This window comes from Endozoicomonas sp. ALC013, assembly GCF_049310205.1.
GTDB lineage: Bacteria > Pseudomonadota > Gammaproteobacteria > Pseudomonadales > Endozoicomonadaceae > Endozoicomonas.
The window spans coordinates 23,644-49,724 of sequence record NZ_JBLYNS010000017.1; the positions used below are offsets into that span (position 1 = coordinate 23,644).

Annotated in this window: 17 protein-coding genes; 5 read left to right on the forward strand and 12 right to left on the reverse strand. The window is 50.5% G+C overall.

The genetic code is table 11. The features are described 5' to 3' along the window. Positions 1 to 67: 67 nt before the first annotated feature. The 10 genes from ACO6V1_RS05620 to ACO6V1_RS05665 form a co-directional block, all read right to left on the reverse strand. Entirely contained in the window at positions 68 to 1,531 is a 1,464-nt protein-coding gene (locus ACO6V1_RS05620) for an F-box/WD repeat-containing protein (protein WP_422461234.1), read from the reverse strand. A gap of 553 nt (positions 1,532 to 2,084) precedes the next feature. Beyond that, positions 2,085 to 3,593 carry an F-box/WD repeat-containing protein gene (locus ACO6V1_RS05625; protein WP_422444461.1) on the reverse strand — a complete coding sequence of 503 codons (1,509 nt, stop codon included), beginning with the start codon at positions 3,591 to 3,593 and terminating at the stop codon, positions 2,085 to 2,087. 260 nt (positions 3,594 to 3,853) lie between these two features. Beyond that, a complete protein-coding gene (locus ACO6V1_RS05630) occupies positions 3,854 to 5,275 on the reverse strand; it encodes an F-box/WD repeat-containing protein (protein ID WP_422466119.1) in 1,422 nt (473 codons plus the stop codon). A gap of 127 nt (positions 5,276 to 5,402) precedes the next feature. Then, positions 5,403 to 6,791: a tRNA uridine-5-carboxymethylaminomethyl(34) synthesis GTPase MnmE gene (gene mnmE / locus ACO6V1_RS05635; RefSeq protein WP_422466121.1), complete on the reverse strand. Its 1,389-nt coding sequence runs from the start codon at positions 6,789 to 6,791 to the stop codon at positions 5,403 to 5,405. Between the two features lie 66 nt (positions 6,792 to 6,857). Continuing rightward, a complete protein-coding gene (locus ACO6V1_RS05640; RefSeq protein WP_422466123.1) occupies positions 6,858 to 9,920 on the reverse strand; it encodes a LysM peptidoglycan-binding domain-containing protein in 3,063 nt (1,020 codons plus the stop codon). Between the two features lie 220 nt (positions 9,921 to 10,140). Next, entirely contained in the window at positions 10,141 to 11,805 is a 1,665-nt protein-coding gene (gene yidC / locus ACO6V1_RS05645; RefSeq protein WP_422444469.1) for a membrane protein insertase YidC, read from the reverse strand. Further along, the gene (gene yidD / locus ACO6V1_RS05650) at positions 11,781 to 12,119 is read right to left on the reverse strand and encodes a membrane protein insertion efficiency factor YidD (RefSeq protein ID WP_347710303.1); all 339 of its coding nucleotides are present in this window, start codon (positions 12,117 to 12,119) and stop codon (positions 11,781 to 11,783) included. The genes yidC and yidD overlap by 25 nt, the downstream gene beginning before the upstream one ends. Before the next feature lie 223 nt (positions 12,120 to 12,342). Beyond that, positions 12,343 to 12,720: a ribonuclease P protein component gene (rnpA, locus tag ACO6V1_RS05655; protein ID WP_101748624.1), complete on the reverse strand. Its 378-nt coding sequence runs from the start codon at positions 12,718 to 12,720 to the stop codon at positions 12,343 to 12,345. A 30-nt stretch (positions 12,721 to 12,750) separates the two neighbouring features. Next, positions 12,751 to 12,885, reverse strand: coding sequence for a 50S ribosomal protein L34 (rpmH, locus tag ACO6V1_RS05660; RefSeq protein WP_081622094.1), 135 nt, complete (start codon positions 12,883 to 12,885; stop codon positions 12,751 to 12,753). A 112-nt stretch (positions 12,886 to 12,997) separates the two neighbouring features. Next, positions 12,998 to 15,277 carry a hypothetical protein gene (locus ACO6V1_RS05665; protein ID WP_422461244.1) on the reverse strand — a complete coding sequence of 760 codons (2,280 nt, stop codon included), beginning with the start codon at positions 15,275 to 15,277 and terminating at the stop codon, positions 12,998 to 13,000. Between the two features lie 1,148 nt (positions 15,278 to 16,425). On the opposite strand from ACO6V1_RS05665, the gene dnaA reads away from it, so the two are divergent. From dnaA to lpcA, 5 genes are all read left to right on the forward strand, one after another. Further along, complete coding sequence (gene dnaA / locus ACO6V1_RS05670) at positions 16,426 to 18,060, forward strand: chromosomal replication initiator protein DnaA (RefSeq protein ID WP_422444474.1); 1,635 nt, start codon at positions 16,426 to 16,428, stop codon at positions 18,058 to 18,060. Positions 18,061 to 18,122: 62 nt separating this feature from the next. Beyond that, positions 18,123 to 19,226, forward strand: a complete 1,104-nt coding sequence (dnaN, locus tag ACO6V1_RS05675; protein WP_422466125.1) for a DNA polymerase III subunit beta — start codon at positions 18,123 to 18,125, stop codon at positions 19,224 to 19,226. 98 nt (positions 19,227 to 19,324) lie between these two features. Next, a complete protein-coding gene (gene recF, locus ACO6V1_RS05680; RefSeq protein WP_422444740.1) occupies positions 19,325 to 20,476 on the forward strand; it encodes a DNA replication/repair protein RecF in 1,152 nt (383 codons plus the stop codon). Continuing rightward, positions 20,469 to 22,883 carry a DNA topoisomerase (ATP-hydrolyzing) subunit B gene (gene gyrB, locus ACO6V1_RS05685; RefSeq protein WP_422444478.1) on the forward strand — a complete coding sequence of 805 codons (2,415 nt, stop codon included), beginning with the start codon at positions 20,469 to 20,471 and terminating at the stop codon, positions 22,881 to 22,883. Before recF ends, gyrB begins: the two co-directional genes overlap by 8 nt. A 67-nt stretch (positions 22,884 to 22,950) precedes the next feature. Next, entirely contained in the window at positions 22,951 to 23,535 is a 585-nt protein-coding gene (gene lpcA / locus ACO6V1_RS05690) for a D-sedoheptulose 7-phosphate isomerase (protein WP_422444480.1), read from the forward strand. A 77-nt stretch (positions 23,536 to 23,612) separates the two neighbouring features. Here the strand turns inward: lpcA and ACO6V1_RS05695 are convergent, their stop codons facing one another. Further along, complete coding sequence (locus ACO6V1_RS05695; protein WP_422444482.1) at positions 23,613 to 24,284, reverse strand: hypothetical protein; 672 nt, start codon at positions 24,282 to 24,284, stop codon at positions 23,613 to 23,615. An 88-nt stretch (positions 24,285 to 24,372) separates the two neighbouring features. Then, positions 24,373 to 26,081: tetratricopeptide repeat protein (locus tag ACO6V1_RS05700; protein WP_422466127.1), on the reverse strand; the 1,709-nt coding region annotated here is incomplete at its 5' end.

Consider the following 26,081-nt stretch of genomic DNA (forward strand, 5'->3'; position numbering starts at 1 on the left):
TGACATTTCGTTGCGGGCTCAGTTTGTCAGGTTGCTGATATACGACAGCTTGTTTTTACATTATCAATCAACGAATTCTCTTCTTTTTCGTGGGAGGTGAGCAGGAATCCAGCCGCCCACCGGTCTGGGCTGAGTTCAACCGGTTGTGTTTTCCATGGGGTGTCACCCTCCGTCGCTTCTCTTCGGGTTTGTTAAGACGCCACACCCTTATGGTCCCGTCAAGAGAACAGGAAGCCAGCCCCCCATCAGGCAATGCTGTGACGGATGTCACACACGCGGTATGCCCCTTCAGTATTGCCACGCATTGCTGATCGTCTGGCTTGCTCAGATCCCACACTCTTACGCTCAGATCACCAGGACCCGAGCAGGAAGCCAGACGCCCATCGGGCAATTGCGTGACTGACAACACTATGCCGGTATGCCCATTCAGCGTCGCCACGCATTGCTGGCCGTCGGGCTTGCCCAGATCCCACACCTTTACGGTATTGTCAAAAGATGAACAGGAGGCCAGCCGCCCATCGGCCAATACCGTGACTGACACCACCCAGCCAGAATGCCCTATCAACGTCGCTACGCATTGCTGACCGTCGAGCTTGCCCAGATCCCACACCTTTACGGTCCCGTCATGAGCGCAGGAAGCCAGCCGCCCACCGGGCAATACCGTGACTGACCTCACCCAGCCGGTATGCCCATACAGCGTCACCACGCATCGCTGGCCGAGATCCCACACCTTTATGGTTTGATCAACAGAGCAGGAAGCCAGCCGCCCATCAGGCAATACCGTGACTGACTGCACCCAACCGCTATGCCCATACAGCGTCGCCACACATTGCTGGCCGTCTGGCTTGCTTAGATCCCACACCTTTACAGTCCCGTCATCAGAACAGGAAGCCAGCCGTCCATCAGGCAATAACGTGACTGAGTTCACCCTTTGAGTATGCCCAATTAGCGTCACCACGCATTTCCGCCGACCTGACCTGCCCAGATCCCACAACTTCACGGCCCGGTCATCAGCACCGGAAGCCACCAAACCATTGGCCAATGCCGTAACTGAGTTCACACTCCTGTTATGCCCTCTCAGAACGGCCACACAGGCTCTCCAGGCTTTGCTTCCCAGATCAGCAAAGTATTGATTGCTGACGAATCGGTAATAGGCAAGCCGTAATAAACGGTCATGAATTTTATTGCCTGGAACAGCGGGTATATGCCTGTTTCCAATTATTTTTCTATAGCCTTCAAAGGCAGAGCCATAATATTGAATGGCCAGTTTTTTCAGTTTTTCTTCTGTGTTGAACAGTGTCATTAAACGCTTATTTGTTAAAGCCAGGCTTCTAACATCAACGAAAGACAGGTTGTTAGAAATTTTAACCAGGAGTTCATTTGGCAATACCATTAAAGAAGACACCTGTTCTGGATGAACAACCGAAATCCCCGCAGTGGTTTTTTCCCCTGTCTGGTTGCCCGATGGATATGTTTCCCGGGGATAATGAGGGGAAGAACCGTTAGCACTATCAGCGATATTATTAGCCATGCAGTCTCTGACCAGTGAATAGCTCTAAAGTTCTTTTCCCGGAAATATAATATTTCAGTCTGCTTGAATTCAGGTTATATCACTCCGCCCTGATAAAGAGTAAAGCCTTATTCACCTCCTGACCCGACTATAAAAAATTCGTTAATTAATAAATGAATTAATGAGTGCATGAATCTGCTCCTGAAGACAGAAGAATAAGGGCTCGAGGCAGGCCATTGCGTGGCAACTTTCATTAAGATACCACTGCTATTTTTTACATCATTAAACGATTTTTCTTCTTTGTATGAGGAGGAACAAGGAGCCAGCCATCCATGACTTTGTTCATCCTGTCGATGTGCACATTCTACGCCGCCACGCATGGCTACCCTATTACATGGTTTCAATGAGTTTGACGTGTACAATCTCCGTTCACCCTGAGCGGAGTCGAAGGGTGCTTGGCACGATCTATCAGAGACCGGAGTTTCCGCCTTTAGGCCCTATGGGTCCTTCGACAGGCTTGGGACGAAGGGTGTGCGGAGGCACGACAACCCGTCAAACTCATTGAAACCATGTACTACCCGTTGGACTCTCTCAGATCCCATACCTTTACGGTATTGTCAGCAGAGCAGGAAGCCAGCCGCTCACCGGGCAATGACGTAACAAAGACCACCCAGTCGGTATGTCCATGCAGCGTCGCCACGCACGGCTCTCCGTCGGGCAAGCTCAGATCCCATACCCTTACGGTATTGTCAAAAGAGCAGGAAGCCAGCCGCCCATCGGGCAATAACGTGACTGAGTCCACCACACCGTTATGCTCACGCAGCGTCGCCACGCAGGGTTGCCCGTAAAGATTGCTCAGATCCCATACCTTGACGGTCTGGTCAGAAGAGCAGGAAACCAGCTGCTTACCGGCCAGTGGCGCGACTGAATTCACCCTGTTAGTATGCCCATTCAACGTTGCCACGCATGGAGGCCCCCGGAAATTGCTCAGATCCCACACTTTTACGGTATTGTCCTCAGAGGAGGAAACCAGCAGCCCATCAGGCAATTGCGTCACTGAATATACCCATGACTTATGACTTTCCAGCGTCGCCACGCATTGTTGCCCGTCGGGCTTGTTCAGATCCCAGATCTTTACGCTCCTGTCAGTAGCACAGGAAGCCAATCGCCCATCGGCCAGTGTCGTGATTGATTTCACCCTGCCAGTATGCCCATTCAGCGTCGCCACGCATTGCAGCCCGTCGGGCTGGTTCAGATCCCACACCTTCAGGGTCTTGTCATCAGAGCAGGAAACCAGCCGACCGTCGTGCAATGTCGTGACTGAGTTCACCCTGTCACTATGTCCATTGAGTGTCACCACGCATTGCTGCCCGTCGGGCTGGTTCAGATCCCACAGCTTCAGGGTCTTGTCAAAAGAGCAGGAAACCAGCCGCCCATCGGCCAATGCCGTGACTGAGCTCACCCTGTCAGTGTGCCCCTTAAGTGTCGCCACGCAGGTTTTTTGGGTATTAATTCCCAGAGACTTCAGGTATTTATTACTTGTGTTTCGATGATCAGCAAGCCGTAGGCAGGAAGCCGGTCGTTGATCGGCCAATGCGGTGCATGAGTTCATTTCGACGGTATACCTTTTCGACGCCACCCAGGCTTGCCAGGTATTATTTTCCAGAGAAGCCAGGTATTGATTGCTTAAGCATCGATGATAAGCAAGCCGTAATACCGGGTCATAAATTTCATTGTTCGGAACAGCAGGTATATGTATATCCCTGTCTTCAATCAGGTTTCTATAGGCTTCAAGGTCAGAGCCATAATATTGAAGGGCCAGTTTTTTCAGTTTTTCTTCTGTGTTGAAAAGTGTAATCAAACGCTTGCTGGTTGTAGCCAGGTGGCTAACATCAACGAAAGACAGGTAGTCGGAAATTTTAATCAGGAGCTCATTTGGCAATGCCAGTAAAGGCGACACCTGTTCCGGAGGAACAACCGAAACCCCCTTCGTAGTTTTTTCTATTGACTGGTTATCAGACGGGTTGCTTCCCTGATAGTGGTTAGGTGGAATATTATCAATATTAGCGATATTTCTTTTCACACCATTTCTGACCGGTGAACAGTTCTAAAGTTCTTTCTCGAAATGCAAAAATCAGCAGCCTGAATTCAGGTAATATCACTGGGCCCTGATAAAAAGTAAATCTCTATCCACTTCCCTACCCGACGATAAAAACGTCGTTAACTCAATAAATAAATGAATTAGTGAATGCAGGAATCCGGTCCCGAAAGCATGATCAGGACTCAAGGCAGGCCATTGCGCGGCAACTTTCACTTCAGATACCACCGGTAATTTTTACATCATTAAACGATTTTTCTTCTTTTTCGCGGGGGGGAGCAGGAAGTCGGCTGCCCATTCAGCGTTACCATGCATTGCAGCTCGTCTGGTTTGCCCAGGTCCCACAACTTTATGGTCTCGTCAAGAGAGCAGGAAGCCAGTCGCCCACCGGGCAATGGCGTAACAAAGAACACGTCTTTGCTATGCTCTTTCAGTGTCGCCACACATTGCTGGCCGTTGGGCTTGCTCAGATCCCACACCTTAATAGTCTGATCATCACCACAGGAAGCCAGCCGTCCATCGGGCAATAGCGCAATTGACTTCACCCAATCGGTATGCCCATTCAGCGTCACCACACATTCCTGGCCGTTGGGCTTGCTCAGGTCCCTCACCTTAATAGGCCCCTCATGAGAACAGAAAGCCAGCCGCCCATCGGGCAATGGCGTGATTGTGAACATCCAGCGGAGCGCATTCAGCGTTGCCACACATGCCTCACCGGCGGGCTTGCCCAGGTCCCACAACTTAATGGTCTCGTCAAGAGAGCAGGAAGCCAGGCGCCCATCGGGCAATGTCGTAACACAGGTTACCGAATCGGTATGCCCATTCAGCGTCGTCACATATTCCTGGCCGTTGGGTTTGCTCAGGTCCCACACCTTAATAGTCCGATCATGAGAACAGGAAACCAGCCGCCCATCGGGCAATTGCGTAACTGAATCTACCTCCCTGGTATGCCCGTTGAGCGTCGCCACGCATTGCTGGTCGTCGGGTTTGCTCAGATCCCACACCTTTACGGTTTTGTCTTCAGAGCAGGAAGCCAGCCGCCCATCGGCCAATGCTATGACAGACCTCAGCAGGGAGGTATGCCCATGGAGTGTCATGACGCATTGCTGCCCGTGGGGCTTGCCTGGGTCCCACACCTTTATGGTCTGGCCAGCACAGGAAGCCAACCGCCCATCAGACAATAACGTGACTGAGATCACCCCGGAGGTATGCCCATTCAGCGTCACCACGGAGGTTTGCAGGGTATTACTTTCCAGAGACGCCAGGTATTGATTGCTTAAGCATCGATGATAAGCAAGCCGTAATAAAGGGTCATAAATTTCATTGCCCGGAACAGCAGGTATATCCCTGTTTTCAATCATTTTTCTATAGGCATCATAGGCAGAGCCATAATATTGAGCGGCCAGTTTTTTCAGTTTTTCTGCTGTGTTGAAAAGTGTAATCAAGCGCTTGCTGGTTGTAGCCAAATGGCTAACATCAACGAAAGACAGGTAGTCAGAAATTTTAATCAGGAGCTCATTTGGCAATGCCAGTAAAGGCGACACCTGTTCCGGAGGAACAACCGAAACCCCCTCTGTCGTTGTTTCTCCTGCCTGGTTACCAGACGGGCTTGTTGCCTGGTAGTGGTCAGGGTAAATGGTATCAATATCAGCGATATTTTTTTTCACATCCTCTGACCGGTAAACAGTTTTAAAGTTCTTTCCTGCAAAGACAATAAATCCGATTTAACCGCTTGCTGAATCCACATTATGAAAAATGTGGATCATTCAGTTTGCCAACCCCGGTATTTATAGGCTATTTCCCGATACAGAAGGACGAAAATATACGCCCCAGCAGATCATCACTGGAAAAGGTTCCGGTAATTTCTCCCAGGGATTTCTGAGCAAGGCGAAGGTCTTCAGCGAGCAGCTCGCCTGCTCCAAGGTGCTCCAGTTGTTGACGACCGTTCTCAATATACTCTCCCGCCTGTCGCAACGCTTCCAAGTGGCGACGCCGGGCAGAAAAGCTGCCTTCCATCGCCCCTTCAAATCCCATACAGGCTTTCAGGTGCTCCCTGAGAGCACCAACCCCGTGCTCGCTTTTCTGGTCATTACAGGCACAAAGTCGTATAACCGGAACACCATCAACTTCTGAAAACCCGGGCTGTTCACCGGTAAGGTCGATTTTATTGCGAATGATGGTCAGTTTCTCCTGAACGGGCAAACGGTCGGCAAACTCAGGCCAGATATCATGAGCATGGGTTGCCTCGGTTGATGATCCATCCACCATCAGCAATACCCGGTCAGCCTCTTCAATGGCTTTAAAAGCCCGCTCGACACCGATCTGTTCCACCCGGTCTTCGGTTTCACGCAGACCAGCGGTATCAATCACATGCAGTGGCATGCCATCGATATTGATATGCTCTTTCAATACATCCCGGGTAGTGCCGGCAATATCGGTGACAATGGCCGTGTCCCGGCCAGCCAGAACATTCATCAGGCTGGATTTTCCGGCATTGGGCCGACCGGCAATCACCACGGTCATGCCATCCCTGAGTATCGCGCCCTGGCCCGCTTCACGGATAACCTCACCAAGCTGTTGCGCGATACTGGCCAGCTCACCGGTAACTTTGCCATCGTTCAGGAAGTCAATTTCCTCTTCCGGGAAATCAATAGCGGCCTCAACATAGATTCTCAGTTCGATCAACGACTCCACCAGTGCATTGACCCGTTGCGAGAAAGCGCCTTGCAGTGAGCGTAAGGCGGAACGTGCCGCCTGCTCTGAAGTGCTGTCGATCAGGTCAGCAATGGCCTCAGCCTGGGCAAGATCCAGTTTGTCATTCAGAAAAGCCCGCTCGGAGAACTCTCCGGGGTTTGCCTGACGGACGCCCAGGGCAAGAATGCGTTTCAGCAGCATATCAAGGATGATGGGGCCACCATGGCCCTGAAGCTCAAGCACATCCTCACCGGTAAAGGAGTTGGGGCTGGGAAAATAAAGCGCGATGCCTTCATCCAGAATCTGGCCACAGGCATCATGAAATGGGGTGTAGTGGGCAAAGCGCGGTTTAGGCTCCAGCGTCAGTACTTCTCTTGCCACACGCAGGGCATCAGGACCCGACACCCGAATAATACCCACGCCTCCCCGACCGGGGGCTGTGGCCTGGGCGACAATGGTATCCTGGTGAAGGTTGCTGAAATCAGACATAACGAGCCATCGGTAACTGCTAAAACGATGGCATAGTCTATGCCCGGTGCCTGTTTTAGTACAGGATCATGAGCTTATCTTGCGGGGCAATTTCAACTGGCTGTTGTCACGGAGCTTGTTGATATCTCTGTTGATAAAAGCATCCGGGTTGAGTTTATAGAGGTCCTCCATCAAGGATGTCCAGTTGTCATAGTCCGGATACAGAGGCAAGAGTTTAATCGCCACCATGCTGATGGTATAGCCTTCAGGAACCTTGTATACCGGAGCCTTACCGGTTCTGGATAGCAGTGAGTTACTGATTTTATTGTATGAAGGGGCGGTCACATTCCCTGTGGTTTCCTCAGGCTGTCTTACGCTGAGGGGTTCCCCTTTCATACGTTCCACCGGTTTGGATGATGTGGATGTGCGATCCATAGTGTGTTTGGGGGATTGTTTCTCTGGTAGCTGCAACACAGTCCCTTTTTTGATCGCACCAATATCATTATTGACAAACAGTGAGGGGTTTAGCTTTGCCAGTTCCTGGAGTAAGTCATACCAGCTGTCGAACTGTGGATAATCGGGGATCAGCTCATGGGCAATGGCAGCAAGGCTTTGACTTGCAGTGACCTTATAAATAGTTTCTGTCTTCTGCTGCACCGGCTGCTCTGCAAACGTCGATGGCATTTTTCGGTTCAGCTTTGCCAACGCCTGACGTGTTTTTTCCGGCTTACGGTGAATATCGGTATTTGCTGTCTGCGCTTCTGGTTGCTCCGAAGTGGGAGAGAACCTCTGCTCTTGCTTTGCTAACGCCTGATGTGTTTTTTTCGGCTGACTGCTTTTCGTATCGGTTGCCAGTGCTGCTGACGACTGCTGAGCGGCAGCGGCCCTCTTTTTGGCTATTTCGGCCAACTTCTGCCGTAATTCCTGCCGCTTACGGTGATTATCAGCGTTTGATCTCTTTATTTCTGGCTGCTGTTCAGCCAACTCCTGATTTTCCGCCTCAATCTCAACAACAGCGGCACTGGGCATGATCAGTATTTCATTCGCCCGAAGCCTGTTTGGATTACCGTCAGTGAAAGCCCCGGGGTTCATATAAACGATCTGTTGCATCACCCCTCGCCATCCAGTGGGATGGGGATATTTATACTTCATTCTCCAGGCAATCGTACTGACATTGTCGCCAGCCGCGACTCTATAAAGATGATCATTTTGACGGGCATCAGGGAGGTTTAACAGGGTTCCAGCGGGTATCTTGTTGATATCACCGCCAATAAATGCATCAAGGTTATTTCTCACCAGACCTTTCATTACCCACCGCCAGCCCATTGAGCCCCGGTCAGCCTTGCTTAGCCTCATGGCGATAGTGCTTAGCGTGTCACCTTTGGCAACCCGATACGTTTTCTGTCCTGCCATCAAATTGCCACGGGGCATGGCTTTATCAAGACGATCAGAATGACCGGCGTCAGGGAGGTTTAACAGGGTTCCCACACGTATCTTGTTAATATCACCGCCGATAAATGCGCCTGGGTTACTGCTCACCAGACCTTTCATGACCTCTCGCCAGCTGCCCGGGTAAGCGTTGCTTAGCTTCATGGCGATGGAGCTTAGACTTTCACCTTTGGCAACGCGGTACGTTTTCTGCCCTGCCATCGACGAGGGTTGAGCATCGTTACGGTTGATCCTTCCGGTCAATACGTTATCTGCTGTCCCGGATGGACGGTTTTCCCCGGCCTGCCTGTATCCATCCAGTTTCTTACGCAATGCTGCCAATGCCTGCGTTTTGGCAACATCACCGGAGGTCTTTGACGGTGAGGTATCCTGATGAACCGATTGGTCGGAAGAGTGGTTCGGTTCCTGTTCGTAGGACTTCAGTTTGCTGCTTAATGCCGCCAACGCCTGCTTTTTAGCGGTGTCATCGGGTGTTTTTGCCGGGGCGCTATTCTTGACAACTTGTGGCTTTTTCCCGCCCTTGATATCTAACAGGTTAAAAGCAATGTGTCGCCCGTTGTTGCCGGGACGAATTTCATAAATGCCATAGGCCTTTTTTCTTCCCGCCGAAAACCTGACCACAGCCGTCAGTTGCCTGGCATTGATGTTACGGGTCGAGCGAGCCCTAAGCACCGTTTCTCTGTTGCTATTCGCCGTTATATCAAACTGAAGACCCGCAACCTGCTGATTATAATCGATGCCTTGTCGGTAATAGTCGGTAATTGAGCCCAACTGAACCTTGAGGTTGTCTTTGCCGGCAAGGCCTTCTGGCAGGTCTTTGATGATAATGGTTGAGTTTAGCGAGTGGCTGACCGTCGAGGGTGCTTGCCCGTGTTGACTGTGGGCAACGTTGGTTTTGCCCGAAGGCTTGGCTGTATCAGATGTTTTTACCGAAGCCCATGATACCTGATTGTTTCCCTGGAGCGTTCCTGGCAGTTGCAACCGCGTATTAACCCGCAGTTTATTGATATCACCATTAATGAAGGCCTCTGGATTCAGAGAGGCCAGCTGGTTCATCAGGGTTCGCCAGTTGGCCACTTCCGGATACCGGGGCAGCAACTCCATGGCAATGCCACTGATGCTTTGCCCCGCCTTGACCCGGTAATGCCCGCCGGAAGACATCGTAAAAACATCGGCGTCTGACGCGGTAATACTGGTCTCAGAGGGTAATGGCTGAACCGAAGTGTAGGGCTGTCGGGCTTTGGCGGTGGTAATCGGCTGTTCAGGCTTATGGTCAGCGTTAAGCAGATTTAAGGTAACTTGCTGTTTGTTACCGGGCGTTAACTTGAAATCATAGATGCCATATATTTTCTGACTTCCCACCGTCAACTTGATCACAGCCTTCAGTTTGTTGGTGGTAATTTCCCGAACAGAGCGAACCTTGATCAGCGGCTTGCCATCACTATCTTTGGCCACTTTAAAGCGCAGACTGGAGACCTGCTTGTCATACTCAATATTATGCCGGGAAAATTCGGTAATAGAGCCAAGCTTTACCTTCAGCTTCTTATTGGTAAGTTCTGACGGCAGAGCATCAATGGCAATGGTCGCATTGAGTAGTTGGTACTGATCAGTACCAATGGTCATATACCCCAGCTCAGGATTGGCTGATGCGCTCCCGATAACACTGCTTACTATGGCTGTGCTTATCAGTTTTTTAATCATGTTGCTGATCTTATCCAGTTAGCCCAACGTGGGAAGGCCAAGTTACTAACTGTTTATCGGTTCAGCCCCCGGCAACTGTAGAAAATTCAGGCGCTATTTTTTACCGCATCAGCATGCCTATGGGCAGGCACTTTTCAGAAGAGGGTTTTATCAAAGCGAAGGTGAGGAGAAGAGAGGGGAGCGAAGCAGCTTTAACCGGGAAAGCTGCTTGGCAAAAGGCTTAGCCTTCTTGTTCGATTTTGCGGGTAATAATGTACTGCTGGATAATCGACAGCACGTTGTTGGTCACCCAGTACAGAACCAGACCCGCCGGGAAGAACAGGAAGAAGAAGGTGAAGATCACCGGCATCATCTTCATCACTTTAGCCTGCACAGGATCTGGCGGTGTCGGGTTCAGCATCTGCTGAATGAACATCGAAGCCCCCATGATCAGCGGCAGGATAAAGTACGGATCCATCTGGGACAGGTCGTGAATCCAGCCCAGCCATGGAGCCTGACGCAACTCCACCGACTCCAGCAGAGTCCAGTACAGGGCAATGAACACCGGCATCTGGACCAGAATCGGCAGACAGCCCCCCATCGGGTTGACCTTCTCCTTCTTGTACAGCTCCATCATGGCCTGAGACATTTTCTGGCGATCATCGCCATACTTCTCTTTCATCTCCTGAAGCTTGGGCCCCAGTTTGCGCATTTTCGCCATGGAGCGGAAGCTGGTGGCATTCAATGGATAGAATACCGCCTTGACCAGTACCGTCAGCAGAATGATGGACCAGCCCCAGTTACCAACCAGCGAGTGAATCCACTTCAGGATGGTAAACAGTGGCTGCGCCAGGAACCAGAGCATGCCGTAGTCAACGGTCAGCTCAAGACCATCGGACAAAGACTTCAGGTTTTCCTGGTTCTTTGGACCAACATACAAAGTGGCACCGGTCTCAATGGTTTCACCGGGCTGAGCCACCATGGCATCGTCATAGAAGCCGACGAAGTTGTAGCCATCTTTGTTCTGCTTGGTGTAATACTGATGGGCTTTCTGTTGATCAGGAACCCAGGCACTGACAAAGTAGTGCTGGAGCATGGCGGCATAACCACCCTGAACCCGCTCTGCAAATGCCTTATCAGAAAAATCATCAAATGGCAGCTTGGTGTACGGCTCATCATTCGAACGAACCGCTGCGCCCAGGTAAGTATTCATTGGCGCTTTGGAGTTAAGCTGACTTGGATCTTCTGAATTATCCCGCTTCAGCTGGGCATAAAACTGATCACGCCACACCTTATTGCTGTTATTGATCACCTGGTAATGAACAGCAACATCGTAGCGGTCACGATAGAAGGTGAAGGTTTTGGTAATGTCGACGCCATCCATGGTTTTATGGAGATCAACGGTCAACGTGTTCTCACCATCCTCAAGCGTGTAATTGGCCTGCGTTACCTGGTAAACCCCGCGAAGGTTGTTCGCGTCCGGGCCATCGGTTTTTGCCAGCGCACTCTGTGCAGTGAAGACACAGGTGGTTTCTCCCTGACAGTCCGGGCTGTTCACCAGAAGCTGGAAAGGCACCGTTGGCTCACCTTCTTCCGGCAACCATGCCGGGTATTGCGGCAGGGTCAGGCTGATGATATCGCCACCGGCAGGGTCAATCAGCGCATCAATGGTATTGGTCTTGACGCTGATAAGCTGGGCAGAAGGTTTTACCGCACCATCGTCGGTGGCGGGAATAGTGTTGCCATCAGTCAGCGACGGCAGATCGGAACCAGCTTGACTGCTGGATACGGAGTGAGCGACGGATGCCGACTTCGGCGTACCGGGATAGTCTTCATTCCATTGCTGCAGTGTTAAAACACCAACTACAGCAATAGCGCCGATCAGGAGTGTTCTTTGGAAATCCATGAGTTCCGGGCCACACATTCAGGTGAATGAATATGATTGTCTGATTGTGTCCGATGATCACCAGAATCTTTTTCCGGTACCGGGTCAAATCCTCCTGGATGCCAGGGGTGGCACCTCAGTAGTCGGAGCAAGATAAGCTTGCTACCAGTCAGAAAACCATGACGATTTAAGGCTTCCAGGCCGTAGGCAGAGCAAGAGGGGTAAAAGCGGCACCGGCTGGGCATCAGAGGACTTAGCGCATAGCGGTATATCCTGATCAGTCCGGTCAGCAATGATCGGGGGATAGTTGCTAATCTGCCCATAAATGCCTTCATTTTGTCGGCGCCCTTAGTCCTATAGAAAACCCTTGGCTCTATAGCAAGCCTTTAGCCAGATCAAAGCCTTATTGCTTATTAACATGCCCTGTGCGGGCAACAGCCTCAGACAGTCGACACTCAACTGCGGCTGTTTATAAGAAAGCTTTCTGAGCCTGGTCGAGCCGAACAGGAAAAACCCCGGGGCTTCCTGTTAACTCTGGCATTTTCTTCAGGTTGGATATCAACGTGATGCCGACGCTTCCCATTCGTGCAGCCTTCGTTTCAACCTTTGCCACTGCTGGTTGAGTAGCAGGTTCAGGTCACTGTCATTCAGATCACTGAAACCTTTCCGGACCAGAACGACAATATCCAGGTTACCAACTTCATCCTGTTGCAGACGAAAGGTTTCCCGGATATGACGTTTGGCCCGGTTTCGGCCAACGGCAGTACGAATATTTTTTTTGGCAACCACCAGTCCCAGTCTTGCCCGGCCAAGCTCATTGGCTTTTGCCAGTATCAGAAGCTGTCTGCTGGATACCTTGATATCCGTTGTATCAAATACCTGTTTGAAATCAGCCGAGGAGCGTAGCCGTGATGCACGGCTAAAAGATAAGCTCACACTGATGCTCTCTTAGCCACAGGCGGTTGATCAGGCTGACAGACGCTTGCGTCCCTTAGCTCGACGACGGTTGATTACCGCACGGCCGTTCTTGGTAGCCATGCGCGCACGGAAGCCGTGGTTACGCTTGCGCTTCAGGTTGCTTGGCTGGAAAGTTCTTTTCATCGTGGTTACTCGTCTTAATGGACTTACAAAAGACGGGCATTCTAAGTAATTGCAGGGTTAGCGTCAATTTGCATTTGTCAAGAAGCACTGCATTACTACCCGTTGTTTCTCCCTACACTTCCTTCGCTCTTTCCGTCCCGGGTTGATGATCATCGCCGTAAAGCTGGTTTTCAATTTTTTCCCGGCAGGTTCTGCCCTGCATTGCACGAATTTTCTGCAGGTTGCCCAAAGGGGTGGCCTTAGCGATCCGGCTGTTTAATACACCATCATTTTTCAGGCGGTTGCGCCATTCATTGAACTTGTTGGCAGCCTCGTAAAACGCGGCCGACAATGCCCTGATCCGCCGGATCTCTTCGGTACCATCAGCAGGGTCCCGGTCCCGGGCAATATCTCCGTAGAGATGCCCAAGCATCGACAGATAGGAAGCGGTGGTAAATGCCATGGACAGACTGTGCTCAAAATCTGTTAACTGCTGTTTGGCCGTCTCCAGCGGATGATCTTGCCATCGCCGTTTGTGATTCTCCAGAGCCAACGGTTCTGCATGGAGAAAACAGAGCCAGTTTAAGGATTTATCGATCACCAGATGACGCAGTGCATCACGGGCTACTCTGATGTCGGCGGTCAGGGGAATGCACTCACTCCGGGCCAGCCCGAACTGGCCAAGCAGGGGGCTTTGCTGGGGGATTACCGAGAATTCAATGATCTGCTCCCCTGCCTGCACTGATTGACTTAACAACTGCAAATACTGGCGGTTATTGGCCAGCTCCCGCAGGCGCCACAAATCCAGCCGGGCGATGGTGGCTTGCTGAAAATCCCAGTTGACCTTTTCATTGGCTGCCAGGAGCAACTCATAGGCCTGGTCGTACCCCCGGCAGGATATGGCATGGGTAACCGACAGACTCAGGATCGCCATATCGTATTGGGTAAGCCATTGGGTTTGACGTTGCGGAACAACGGCCTGGGCAATATCCACTGCCGGCCGGTTTTCAGCACCAGCTGCTTTATTTGCCCTGCCTGTTTTGTGGCTGTCGGCTGCTGAACGCTCTTTGCCGCCCCTGGAGCCCGCTCTTTTATGTTTGGACCGCTTGCCTTTGTTTTTATTTCTGGGGGCTACAGCCGATGACCGTTTTGGCATGTCATCACTCAGCAGCCAGTCATCGTTCAATGCAGGGGAATTCACCACTGAACTGGCTTCAGCACTTAACTCCAGGCTGTCGCGGACCTCGGCCAGCTCACTCTGCAGCTTGACTGCACCTAAACTGCCATAGTGTTCCAGCACATCATTGAGTAAACCGGAAATTTTCAACAGGTCCGGTTCCCTGGATTTTAACAACAGCAGAGCCAGCTTCAGCTTGCCCGCTTCCACACCACGCATAATGGCTGATTCAATACTGGCAATGGCTTCTTCAGTATTCGCATTTTCTTTACTCATCTGGAGTGAGCCAAGCAGCCAGAAAGCCTCTGGCAAACGGGATAACCGGGCCTGAGCAATGGCCTTGTCGAGCTGTCCATCCAGATAAAAGATCAGGCTTTTCAGGTAATATCTCAGGTCATCATTCTCGACTCTGGCAACACTATCCTCACAGGCATAATTGATCAGAAACTCCATAAGGGCATACAGCGCCGGATTATCCTGGCCATCGTTACAGGCCGCTTTCTGCGAATTTACCAATAGTTCTTTGACGGATGGCAGCGAGCGGTTCTGGTACAGAGTCTGCAAAGCGATCAGGCCAATGTCCGGCGAGCAGAATCCGCTTTGCCAAAAACCAAGACAGTAGAACGCATACTCGAGCGTACAGGTCTCATCGAATTCGCCAACGCCCATAAAATCCTTTCTTATGCCCTTGACGTTCTGGATCGTGGTGGTGGTTAATTCAAGCAAATGCGCTTTTATCTGCTGCCATTGAGTGGGCAAATCCTCAGCATCCTGTTCCAGGCGGAATATCGGGTCTGAGGTAACCAGTTGTTCAACAATGTCATACAGCTTTTCACATTTGGCAATATCAAGACTGTAACAGCGGATGTTCCCCAACGAAGTCATGATTTGGCCAAACAGAATCTTCGACAATCTCTGATCGTCCATGGTGGGATCATCGGCCGAATAGAGGCAGGACATACGCAGCCGGGCTCTCTCTTTATCAATCTCCCGAATTAGGCCATCGTCCAAAAGAGCGACCACCTTGCGGTTGATAACCAGAGTGTTAGCACTTCGACCTCTATCAGAAATTACCAGCAGGCTCAGATACCAGATACACATAATAAACAGCTCTTGCTGTTCATCAGGAGTATCTGGCTGGTAACTGAGCAAACACTCCACAAGCTGATCGTCATAATGGCACATCTGCTGTTCCAATCTGTGGAGCTTGCAGTTGTTCCTCATCGATGGATCCAAACTCAACGCATCCTGCACGAATATGCAGTTAAAACACAAACGCTGAATCCTCTCAGACAACATTGACAAGTTTTTGTTCCTGGCAATTTGACCGATTTCCAGGGTCAACTTTGGAATCATTTTACGGAACAGACTGATTTTACTCTGCAATTGATTCCTATCCAGGCAACAATAGTACCCGATTGCCTTAAATCCCCCGTATGTCGGCATAAATTCCATTTCTAACAAAGGATTTATCTTGTACCGGTTCAGCTGAAAAACGGTTCCCTTTGAGATCTGCCTGAATCCATTTCTACCTTCCCGGGCAGTCGAGTTTATATTGGCCACGGACTGCTCGGGCAGTTTCTTTTCTGTTTGACTGGCATCCTTCACACATCGCCCGAAAGCACCCTGGCTAGCCAAGTGCCCTGTGACCTCATTGTTAGCCATGGGCATTTGTGCATCCAGCACAGCCGTTAGCCTTGATAGCGGATCTAACATAATGAATGAATTTTATTTTGTTGGTATGGCCTTGGAACACCCTGTTCAAGTTAGTACAAAAGATCAAATAATGTTAATCACCAGGCAGCGATTCACAGATATATAAATAGATAAGTTATCTCTTATGTGATGTGTTTTTGATTTTAATGTAATTATTTAGGGAGGTTTTTTCTGTGGATAACTCCGTTTATGCCAGTTATCGTCTGCCTTTGAGGATGTGTGCTTTTTTGTAGAAATCCCGGAGGTATGTTGTTGTTTTGGTCTTGATGGCTTGTGGATAATTATGACTGTTATCCACAGCTCGCTTGTTATTCAATTTACCCACAGGAAAATCATAAGGTTTATTGCCATTCATAAACGGACCTACCCACAGGGAGTAGCAAGCAATATTTTCCTCCGCATTATGGCTGTTTTATTTTCAACTTATTGAATTATAAGGATATTATTACTGGCGGATGATCTGTTGTCCTGTTTTGCAGGTGTGGATAACTTTTGCCAGAAAGGATACAATTCCCTTTTGTCTATCCAATCGTTATTTCATACCTGAAGGTCTTCAGCAGGCTGTCTGACCGGCTTCAGTGATACCCGTATTAAATCCTGATCCTGATTCTGATCCTTATCTATATCCGGAGATGGGTGGGAGAGCGGGAGAGTAGGAGAGTAGGAGAGTGCCTGTACCCCTTGAGCTGTGGCAAAAATGTATCGATATCCTGCAGGATGAGCTGTCTTCTCAGCAATTCAATACCTGGATTCGCCCTTTGAAAGTGATGGGGGACGAACACGATTTGTGTTTACTGGCTCCCAACCGGTTTGTTGCCGACTGGGTGAAAGAGAAGTTTTTGCCAAGAATCGAAGAGATTCTGGATGAACTGTCCGATGGGGACTCTCCAGCCGTCGCGTTGGCGGTGTCCAATCGTCGGCCCCCCTCACTGAGCAAGCGATCTGCACGGCCAAGAGAGCCTCAGCTCAGGGAAGTGCCACCCAGAGAGATTCAGCCTGCGGCAACGGTGACCGTTTCTGAGAAACCCATTGAGAACCCGCTGAAACATGCCGCTATTGAGCGTTCTGTGGTCACCCATGAGCTGGTGTCGGCTTTAACGGTCGCGCAGGACAATACCCCTGAGCCGGATCTGGTATCAGACTCCGGTTTTCAGGAAGATGACAGCAGGCAGACAGAAGAGCCCGCCCAGATCAAGGTAAACCCGCTGAAAGAGTCGGTGAGTGCTACGCCTGAAGAGCCTGTCCCGGTGCGGCAGGTTGAAGTTGAAGGGTCTATCAAGCATCACAGTTCGCTGAACACTGGGTTCACTTTTGAAACCTTTGTTGAGGGTAAATCAAACCAGCTGGCCCTGGCGGCTGCTCGGCAGGTAGCAGAAAACCCCGGTGCTTCCTACAATCCGCTGTTCTTGTACGGCGGTGTTGGTCTGGGTAAAACTCACTTGATGCATGCGGTGGGTAACTTCCTGGTCAAGCAGAACCGTAATGCCAGAGTTGTTTATTTACACTCCGAGCGCTTTGTTGCGGATATGGTGAAAGCACTGCAGCTGAATGCCATTAATGACTTTAAAAAGTACTATCGTTCTGTTGATGCGCTACTGATTGATGATATCCAGTTTTTTGCCGGTAAAGAGCGTTCACAGGAAGAGTTTTTCCACACCTTCAATGCGTTGCTGGAAGGTGGTCAGCAGATGATTCTGACCTGTGACCGTTACCCAAAGGAGATCAGCGGCGTTGAAGAGCGGCTGAAGTCCCGATTTGGCTGGGGTTTAACGGTAGCCGTGGAGCCGCCCGAACTGGAAACCCGTGTCGCCATTCTGATGAAAAAGGCAGAACAGCAGAAAGTGGAACTGCCCCATGAAGCCGCCTTCTTTATTGCCCAGAGAATCCGTTCCAATGTGCGTGAACTCGAAGGTGCCCTGAAGCGGGTGATCGCCAGTGCGCACTTTATGGGACGCCGTATTGATATTGATCTGATCCGCGAGTCCCTGAAAGACCTGTTGGCTTTACAGGACAAACAGGTCAGTATAGATAATATCCAGAGGACGGTTGCTGAGTACTACAAGATCAAAGTGGCGGATATTCTTTCCAAGCGTCGCAGTCGTTCTGTGGCAAGGCCAAGGCAAATCGCCATGGCACTCTCCAAAGAGTTGACCAGTCATAGTTTACCCGAGATTGGTGATGCCTATGGCGGACGTGATCATACCACCGTTCTTCACGCTTGCCGTAAAGTAAAAGAACTGGTCGAAGTGGATAACGAGATCAAAAGCGATTACAAAAACCTGTTGCGCTCACTGACAAGTTAATTCCACCTTATTCAACCTCATAAAAAGGTGAATACCTTTTTATATCAAGAGAAAGGAAAGCGATGAAATTTACCATTAATCGGGAAGCATTGCTTAAGCCACTTCAGCTGGTTGCCGGTGTGGTTGAGCGCAGACAGACGCTGCCGGTATTGTCCAATGTGTTGATGGTAGTCGATGGAAACCAGCTCTCGTTAACCGGTACTGACCTGGAAGTCGAACTGGTTGGCCGTGTCGCCCTGGAAGATGTTGCGGAGGCCGGAGAGATTACGGTACCGGCCAGAAAACTGATGGATATCTGTAAGTCCCTGCCTGAAAACACCCTGATTGAAGTGCATCAGGATGATCTGAAGGTCAAGGTAAAGGCTGGCCGGTCCCGGTTTACCCTCTCCACGCTACCGGCCAATGAGTTTCCCAGTATTGAAGAGGAGGCCGGATCGGTATCCTTTACCATTGGCCAGTCACGTCTTCGTCGCCTGATTGATCGTACCGGCTTTGCCATGGCCCAGCAGGATGTTCGTTACTACCTGAACGGCATGCTGCTCGAAGTCAGCCAGAACTGTCTCTGTGCGGTGGCTACCGATGGTCATCGTCTGGCCATGTGCAGCGTGGATGCCGATATCAACCAGCAGGACAAGCATCAGGTCATCGTGCCCCGTAAAGGTATTCTTGAGATGGCGCGTCTGCTCACCGAAGGGGAAGAGAGTGTTCATATTACCCTGGGTGCGAATCATATCAGAGCCAAAACCGGCGACTTTATGTTCACCTCCAAACTGGTGGACGGTAAGTTCCCTGACTATGAGCGGGTAATTCCCAAAGGCGGCAATAAAATCATTATTGGTGATCGCCAGGAACTGCGTCAGGCATTCCAGCGTGCGTCTATTCTGTCCAATGAGAAATACCGGGGTATCCGCCTGATTCTTTCCGATGGTCAGCTTAAGGTAATGGCTAACAACCCGGAGCAGGAGGAAGCCGAAGAAGAGTTGAGCCTGGCTTATCATGGTGACTCCATGGAGATCGGGTTTAACGTCAGCTACCTGTTGGATGTGCTTTCTGTGCTTTCTGGTGAGGCCATCAAGATGACCCTCTCCGACCCGAACAGCAGTGCGCTGCTTGAGGAGTCTGAGTCTGGTGACTCCACCTATGTTGTTATGCCTATGAGGCTGTAACAGCCTGTCGGCAGAAGTAGTCAGTGTCTGATGTTGTGGCATCAGACACTCGCCCTGATCCGGCTTCCGGGCTACTCAGGTTCGGAAATAAACAGAATATGATTCAACAGCTCTCCATAACCGATATCAGAAACCTCTCCTCTGTTTCGCTTACCCCTTCCCCTTCTGTAAACGTGCTCTACGGGCTCAATGGCAGTGGTAAAACCAGCGTGCTTGAGGCCATACATCTTCTCGGGGTCGCCCGATCATTTCGGACCTCCCGAATTAAACCGGTGATCAATCGTGATGCCGAGGTCTGCACGGTGTTTGGTCGAATCGGTGTGCCATCGGGATCCATACCGATTGGTGTTTCCAGAAACCTTCGGGATGAAACACTGCAGATACGGGTGTCCGGAGAGAACCTGAAGTCCACCTCTGAGCTGGCCAGGTTACTGCCCTTACAGGTGATTAATCCGGACACCTTCCGTTTGCTTGAAGGCTCCCCAAAGCTGAGAAGGAACTTTATCGATTGGGGCGTGTTTCACGTGAAACATCATGACTTTTTCCCGCTATGGAAACGCATGCAGAAGGCGCTGAAACAGCGGAACAGTCTGCTCCGTCATGGTAGAATAAACGGTTCTGAATTGAGTTCGTGGAACATAGAGTTTGCCAAAGCAGCCAATGCCATCGACGTGTTACGCGGCGATTATATCCAGAGACTGACGCCCGTCTTCAATGAGGTGCTTTCGGAATTGGCCGATCTGGATAATCTTTCTATCCAATATTACCGAGGCTGGGATAGGGAGAGAGAGCTGCATGAAGTACTCAGTAGCGGACTGGCACGGGATGTCCAATCGGGCTATACCCATGCCGGGCCGCAACGGGCAGATTTAAGGATTCGGATTGGCAAAGGCAGTGCGGTTGATATCCTCTCACGAGGTCAATTAAAACTGGTGGTCTGTGCACTGAAACTCGCTCAGGGCTTTCTATACAAAGCGCTGCAAGACAAACAGTGCATCTTCCTGGTCGATGACCTGCCATCAGAACTGGATACCCCTAATCGACAAAAGCTTTGTCGATTGTTTCAAAAAATGGACTGCCAGACCTTCATCACCTGTGTTGAGAAGGAGGCACTGGAACATTGCTGGTTGCCTGAAACGGAATTGAAAATGTTTCACGTGAAACATGGGCAGGTTACTGTTACATCACATGAGAACCCTGGTCAGCAAAGTATTCGCCGGGCTGAGTCTTTGGAGATAGAGCATGAGTGAACAAAACTACGACGCATCCAATATTAAGGTCCTCAAGGGCCTGGATGCTGTCCGCAAGCGCCCGGGGATGTACATTGGTGATACCGATGATGGTACCGGTCTGCACCATATGGTGTTTGAGGTGGTTGATAACTCCATCGATGAGGCGCTGGCGGGGCACTGTGACAAGATTTCGGTCATTATCCACCCGGATGAGTCCATCACGGTTAAGGATAATGGCCGTGGTATCCCTGTGGATATTCATGAGGAAGAGGGCGTTTCTGCCGCTGAAGTAATCATGACGGTGCTTCATGCCGGTGGTAAATTTGATGACAACACCTATAAGGTATCCGGCGGTTTGCACGGTGTGGGTGTGTCAGTGGTTAATGCCTTGTCCAGTCAGCTGAAACTGACCATCCGCCGACATGGCAAGGTTCATCAGCAGGTGTACCATCAAGGGGTTCCGGAAGAGCCATTAACGATTATTGGTGAAACGGATGTCACCGGTACGGAACTGCACTTTATTCCTTCCCCGGAGACCTTCTCAAATATTCAGTTCAGTTACGACATTCTGGCCAAGCGCCTGCGTGAACTCTCGTTCCTGAATTCGGGTGTCTATATCCAGCTGACGGATGAGCGCACCGGCAAGGTTGATGACTTCAAATACGATGGTGGTCTGAAGGCCTTTGTTGAGCACCTGAACCAGAATAAAAGCACCATCAATAAAGTCTTCCACTTTGAAATCACCCGGGATGACGGTATTGGTGTAGAAGTGGCCATGCAGTGGAATGACAGCTTCCAGGAAGGGGTATTCTGCTTTACCAACAATATCCCTCAGCGCGATGGTGGAACGCACCTGGCGGGCTTCCGTGCGGCGCTGACCCGAAGCCTGAATGGCTATATCGAACGGGAAGGTTTCCAGAAGACGGCCAAGGTGGCTACGTCTGGTGATGATGCCCGTGAAGGTTTGACGGCAATCATCTCTGTCAAAGTGCCGGACCCTAAATTCTCCTCCCAGACCAAAGACAAGCTGGTGTCCTCCGAGGTAAAAACCGCAGTAGAGCAAGAAATGGGCAAATACCTGGCGGACTACCTGGTAGAAAACCCCCAGGAAGCCAAAGCGGTTGTCGGTAAGATGCTGGACGCTGCCAGGGCCCGTGAAGCCGCCCGTAAGGCCCGTGAAATGACCCGCCGTAAAGGTGCCCTGGACATTGCCGGCTTGCCAGGCAAACTGGCGGACTGCCAGGAGAAAGACCCGGCACTTTCTGAACTCTATATAGTAGAGGGTGACTCGGCGGGCGGATCCGCCAAGCAGGGCCGCAACCGGAAGACTCAGGCGATCCTGCCTCTCAAGGGTAAAATCCTGAACGTTGAGAAAGCCCGCTTTGACAAGATGCTCTCCTCCCAGGAAGTCGGAACCCTGATTACAGCCCTGGGGTGTGGTATTGGTCGTACGGAGTTCAATATTGACAAGCTCCGCTACCATAACATCATTATCATGACCGATGCGGATGTGGATGGATCGCACATCCGTACACTGCTATTGACCTTCTTCTTCCGGCAGATGCCTGAGCTGATTGAAAATGGCTACATCTATATTGCTCAGCCGCCACTTTATAAGGTTAAGCGTGGCAAGCAGGAGCAGTACCTGAAAGATGATGGTGCGCTGGATGGTTACCTGACCCAGTCAGCACTGGAAAATGCCAGCCTGCATGTTAACGAAAATGCTCCCGGGATCAGCGATCAGCCCCTTGAAGAACTGGTGAAAGAGTTCAGAGATGTCCATAAAGTGGCCGATAAGCTGTCCCGTATTTACCCCGTCTCGGTGCTCCGTGAAATGATTTACATGCCCGAAGTGACGGCGGAGAGCCTGGCTGATAAGAGCATAATGGAGTCCTGGGTTGCCCAACTGAGCGAGAGAATTGAGAACCTGAAAGACGCCGGCAGTACCATGACCTTCTCGGTAGAGGAAGATCGGGAGCTCAATGTCTGGTTGCCCAAGGTGACGATTATTGCCCACGGTGTCGATAGCCACTATCGCTGGAATGCGGATTTCTTCTCATCTGCCAACTATGGCAAGATCGTTTCCCTCGGTCATAAATTGCAGGGATTGATCGAGGAGGGTGCCTTTGTCCAGAAAGGGGAGCGAAAGAGGGATGTCGCTTCCTTTGAGGAAGCCCTTGAGTGGCTGATGAGTGAATCCACCAAACGCCATTACATCCAGCGTTATAAGGGACTGGGTGAGATGAACCCGGATCAGCTGTGGGAGACCACCATGGATCCGGATGTCCGCAGAATGCTGAAGGTCACCATTGAAGACGCGATTGCCGCAGACCAGATCTTCAATACGCTGATGGGGGATCATGTCGAACCCCGCAGAGAGTTTATCGAAAGCAATGCATTGAATGTTGCCAATCTCGATATTTAATCCAGTTCAGTCGTGCCGGTTTTAACCGGCACTTTTTTTACTTTTTTGATTCTCAGGTGCTCTGCTAATGTCTCCAGAATGTAAAGCAATGATTCGACAGGAGTTGGAAGAGGCGAGGGTTGTACTGAGCCGATTCCTGGATGATGACGCCAATCTTGAATCCATTGATCTTGCTGCCCGGTTATTGTCTGAGAGCTTTAAAGCTGGTGGCAAGGTACTGTCCTGTGGCAATGGCGGTTCCCACTGTGACGCCATGCACTTTGCTGAGGAGTTGACCGGACGTTTCCGCGATAATCGCCCTGGCTATGCGGCTATTGCCATTTCCGATCCCAGTCATATCTCCTGTGTATCCAACGACTTTGGTTATGAGTATGTCTTCTCACGTTACGTTGAAGCGGTAGGCAGGGAAGGGGACGTACTGCTTGGCATCAGCACCAGTGGTAATTCCGGGAATATTATCAAGGCGGTAGCAGCGGCCAGGGCAAAAGGGATGAAGGTTATTCTGCTGTCAGGCAAAGATGGCGGCCAGATGGCGGGGATGGCGGATGTTGAAATTCGTGTGCCTCACTTTGGTTATGCGGATCGGATTCAGGAGGTCCATATCAAGGCAATCCATATTATGATTCAGCTTGTTGAAAAATATATGGAATAAAAAAATCACTGTCATACCAGTTTTGGGGGGACTGGTAGCTGCGGGAAGGTAGTGGTTTGCCTTGTGGTCAGGCCTGTTTATCGGTTGATCGGTTTTATACCATAGGCGGTAAAAGCACTGGTACCTGCAATGAGCCCCCCTAAAGCTATAATGGCGTTGCGAAGTGTGGTGGGGAACCGGATGCCATTGGTATCGCTATATATGTCACAGGCACAAGCCGATGTTAAAGCTCCGGAAGTCATCCCGACAGCAGTTCCGAAAACTTTAGAAACTCCCCCCGCAGATCCGAAAGAACCAACAGCAGAACCGAGAGCCAGGATAGTGCAGACAGTCACATAAGTAGCCAAAGTATGACCAATGGCATTCGGCAAAGCGTCTAAGAGCTCAGCCTGGCGATCTTTATCAGCAGTGGAAATATAACCTATAAGAAGCCCGGCACAAGCCACACGTGTTGCAGACGTGAGTATATGTAAGCCACGCATAATAGCTTGTGGGCAATGTTGTTTAAAAATGCTAGTGGCTGCGGTCGAAACAGCAACCACACGTTCAGACAACGGAATATAATTTATCCGCTGCAAATCATAATCAGTTAATGGTTGTTCACACAGCAGACAGTGCCTTTGGTCAGAAGTATATAACCATAGTCGCATACATGATCGGCCAAACGTATGCCCGCAGTTCAGTTGGATGATTTCACAGTTTTCTGCGTCATGACATATAGAGCATGAAACACCGTTAGTGACGTTCATAACATCTCTTGTTTTTACTGCTTTGAAAACCTTAGGACATCTTTATATGGCTCTGGTTCCCTATGGCTGAATTTTTTCGGAACCCAGGTTATTCTCGGACAGTCTTAAGTCCTGCATGTAGCCTTGCTAAAAAAGCACGCTCTATTTTCCTCCAGTCTTCAGTTTTTAGCTGGTCCTGTCGGTAAGGGTCCAGTTTGTTAGCTTCGGTAAAATAGTTAGAAACAAGGTTATTCAATTCATCCCTTGAAAAGAGATCCGGTGCTTTCCCAACAGGTAATAATGCTACGATACGAAGGCAGTGCCCTAACTGACTGAAAGATGATGCGTCGAGATCCTGGCTTTTATCTATTGCATTACATGCATGCTCAATGGCTTTAGTCAAAAGCCCTGAAATTTCCTTGTCTTGACCGGAATAAATACACTCTTTGAAGTAACGGATGCTAATACACAAGTCCACTTCAGGCCCGGCAAAACCCTGGTCATCAAGTTGCATTTGGTCAAACCGATGCCAGTTCATTAAATTGATGTGAATGTCGCCAAGGGCCAGTTCAATTTCCTTGTCGTTGCAGGGGGTGACTTCATGCCCGGAACAGTCGCTGCGCAGCTTGATAAAGATCGTCAGCGCCTCCTGATACTGTTCCATGACCTGGTATAGTCGGCCAAGGGCCAGTTCAATGTCCTTGTCATTGCAGGGAGTGCCTTCATGCCCGGAGCGATCGGTGCGCAGCTTGATAAAGATTGTGAGCGCCTCCTGATGGAGTCCCATGTCCTCGTATAGCCGACCAAGGGCCAGTTCAATTTCCTTGACATTGCAGGGAGTGCCTTCATGCCCGGAGCGGTCGGTGCGCAGCTTGATAAAGATCGTCAGGGCTTCCTGATACCGTCCCATGAGCTGGTATAGTCGGCCAAGGGCCAGTTCAATTTCCTTGTGATTGCAAGGAGTGCCTTCATGCCCAGAGCGGTCGGTGCGCAGCTTGATAAAGATCGTCAGGGCTTCCTGATACCGTCCCATGATCTGGTATTGTCGGCCAAGGGCCAGTTCAATCTCCTTGTCGTTGCAGGGCGTGCCCTCATGCCCGGAGCGGTCGGTGCGCAGCTTGATAAAGATCGTCAGCGCCTCCTGATACCGTCCCATGTCCTCGTATAGCCGACCAAGGGTTAACTCTATGTCCTTGTCATTGCAGGGAGTGCCTTCATGCCCGGAGCGGTCGGTGCGCAGCTTGATAAAGATCGTCAGCGCCTCCTGATACCGTCCCATGTTCTCGTATAGCCGACCAAGGGCCAGTTCAATTTCCTTGTCATTGCAAGGAGTGCATTCATAGCCGGAGAGGTCAGTGCGCAGCTTGATAAAGATGGTTAGTGCCTTCTGATACAGTCCCATGTCCTGGTGTAGCCGACCAAGGGTCAGTTCAATTTCCTTGTCATTGCAAGGAGTGTCTTCATACCCGGAGAGGTCAGTGCGCAGCTTGATAAAGATCGTCAGTGCCGCCTGATACCGTCCCATGTCCTCGTATAGCCGACCAAGGGCCAGTTCAACTTCCTTGTCGTTACAGGGAGTGTTTTCATGCCCGGAGAGGTCAGTGCGCAGCTTGTTAAAGATGGTCAGTGCCTCCTGATACCGTCCCATGTCCTGGTATAGCCGACCAATGGCCAGTTCAATCTCCTTGTCGTCGCAGGGGGTGTCTTCATGCCCAAAGAGGTCAGTGCGCAGCTTCTTAATGATGGTCAGTGCTTTCTGATACTCTCCCATGCGCTGGTAAAGTAGGCCAAGGGCAAGATAATTCAGTTTTTTATCCT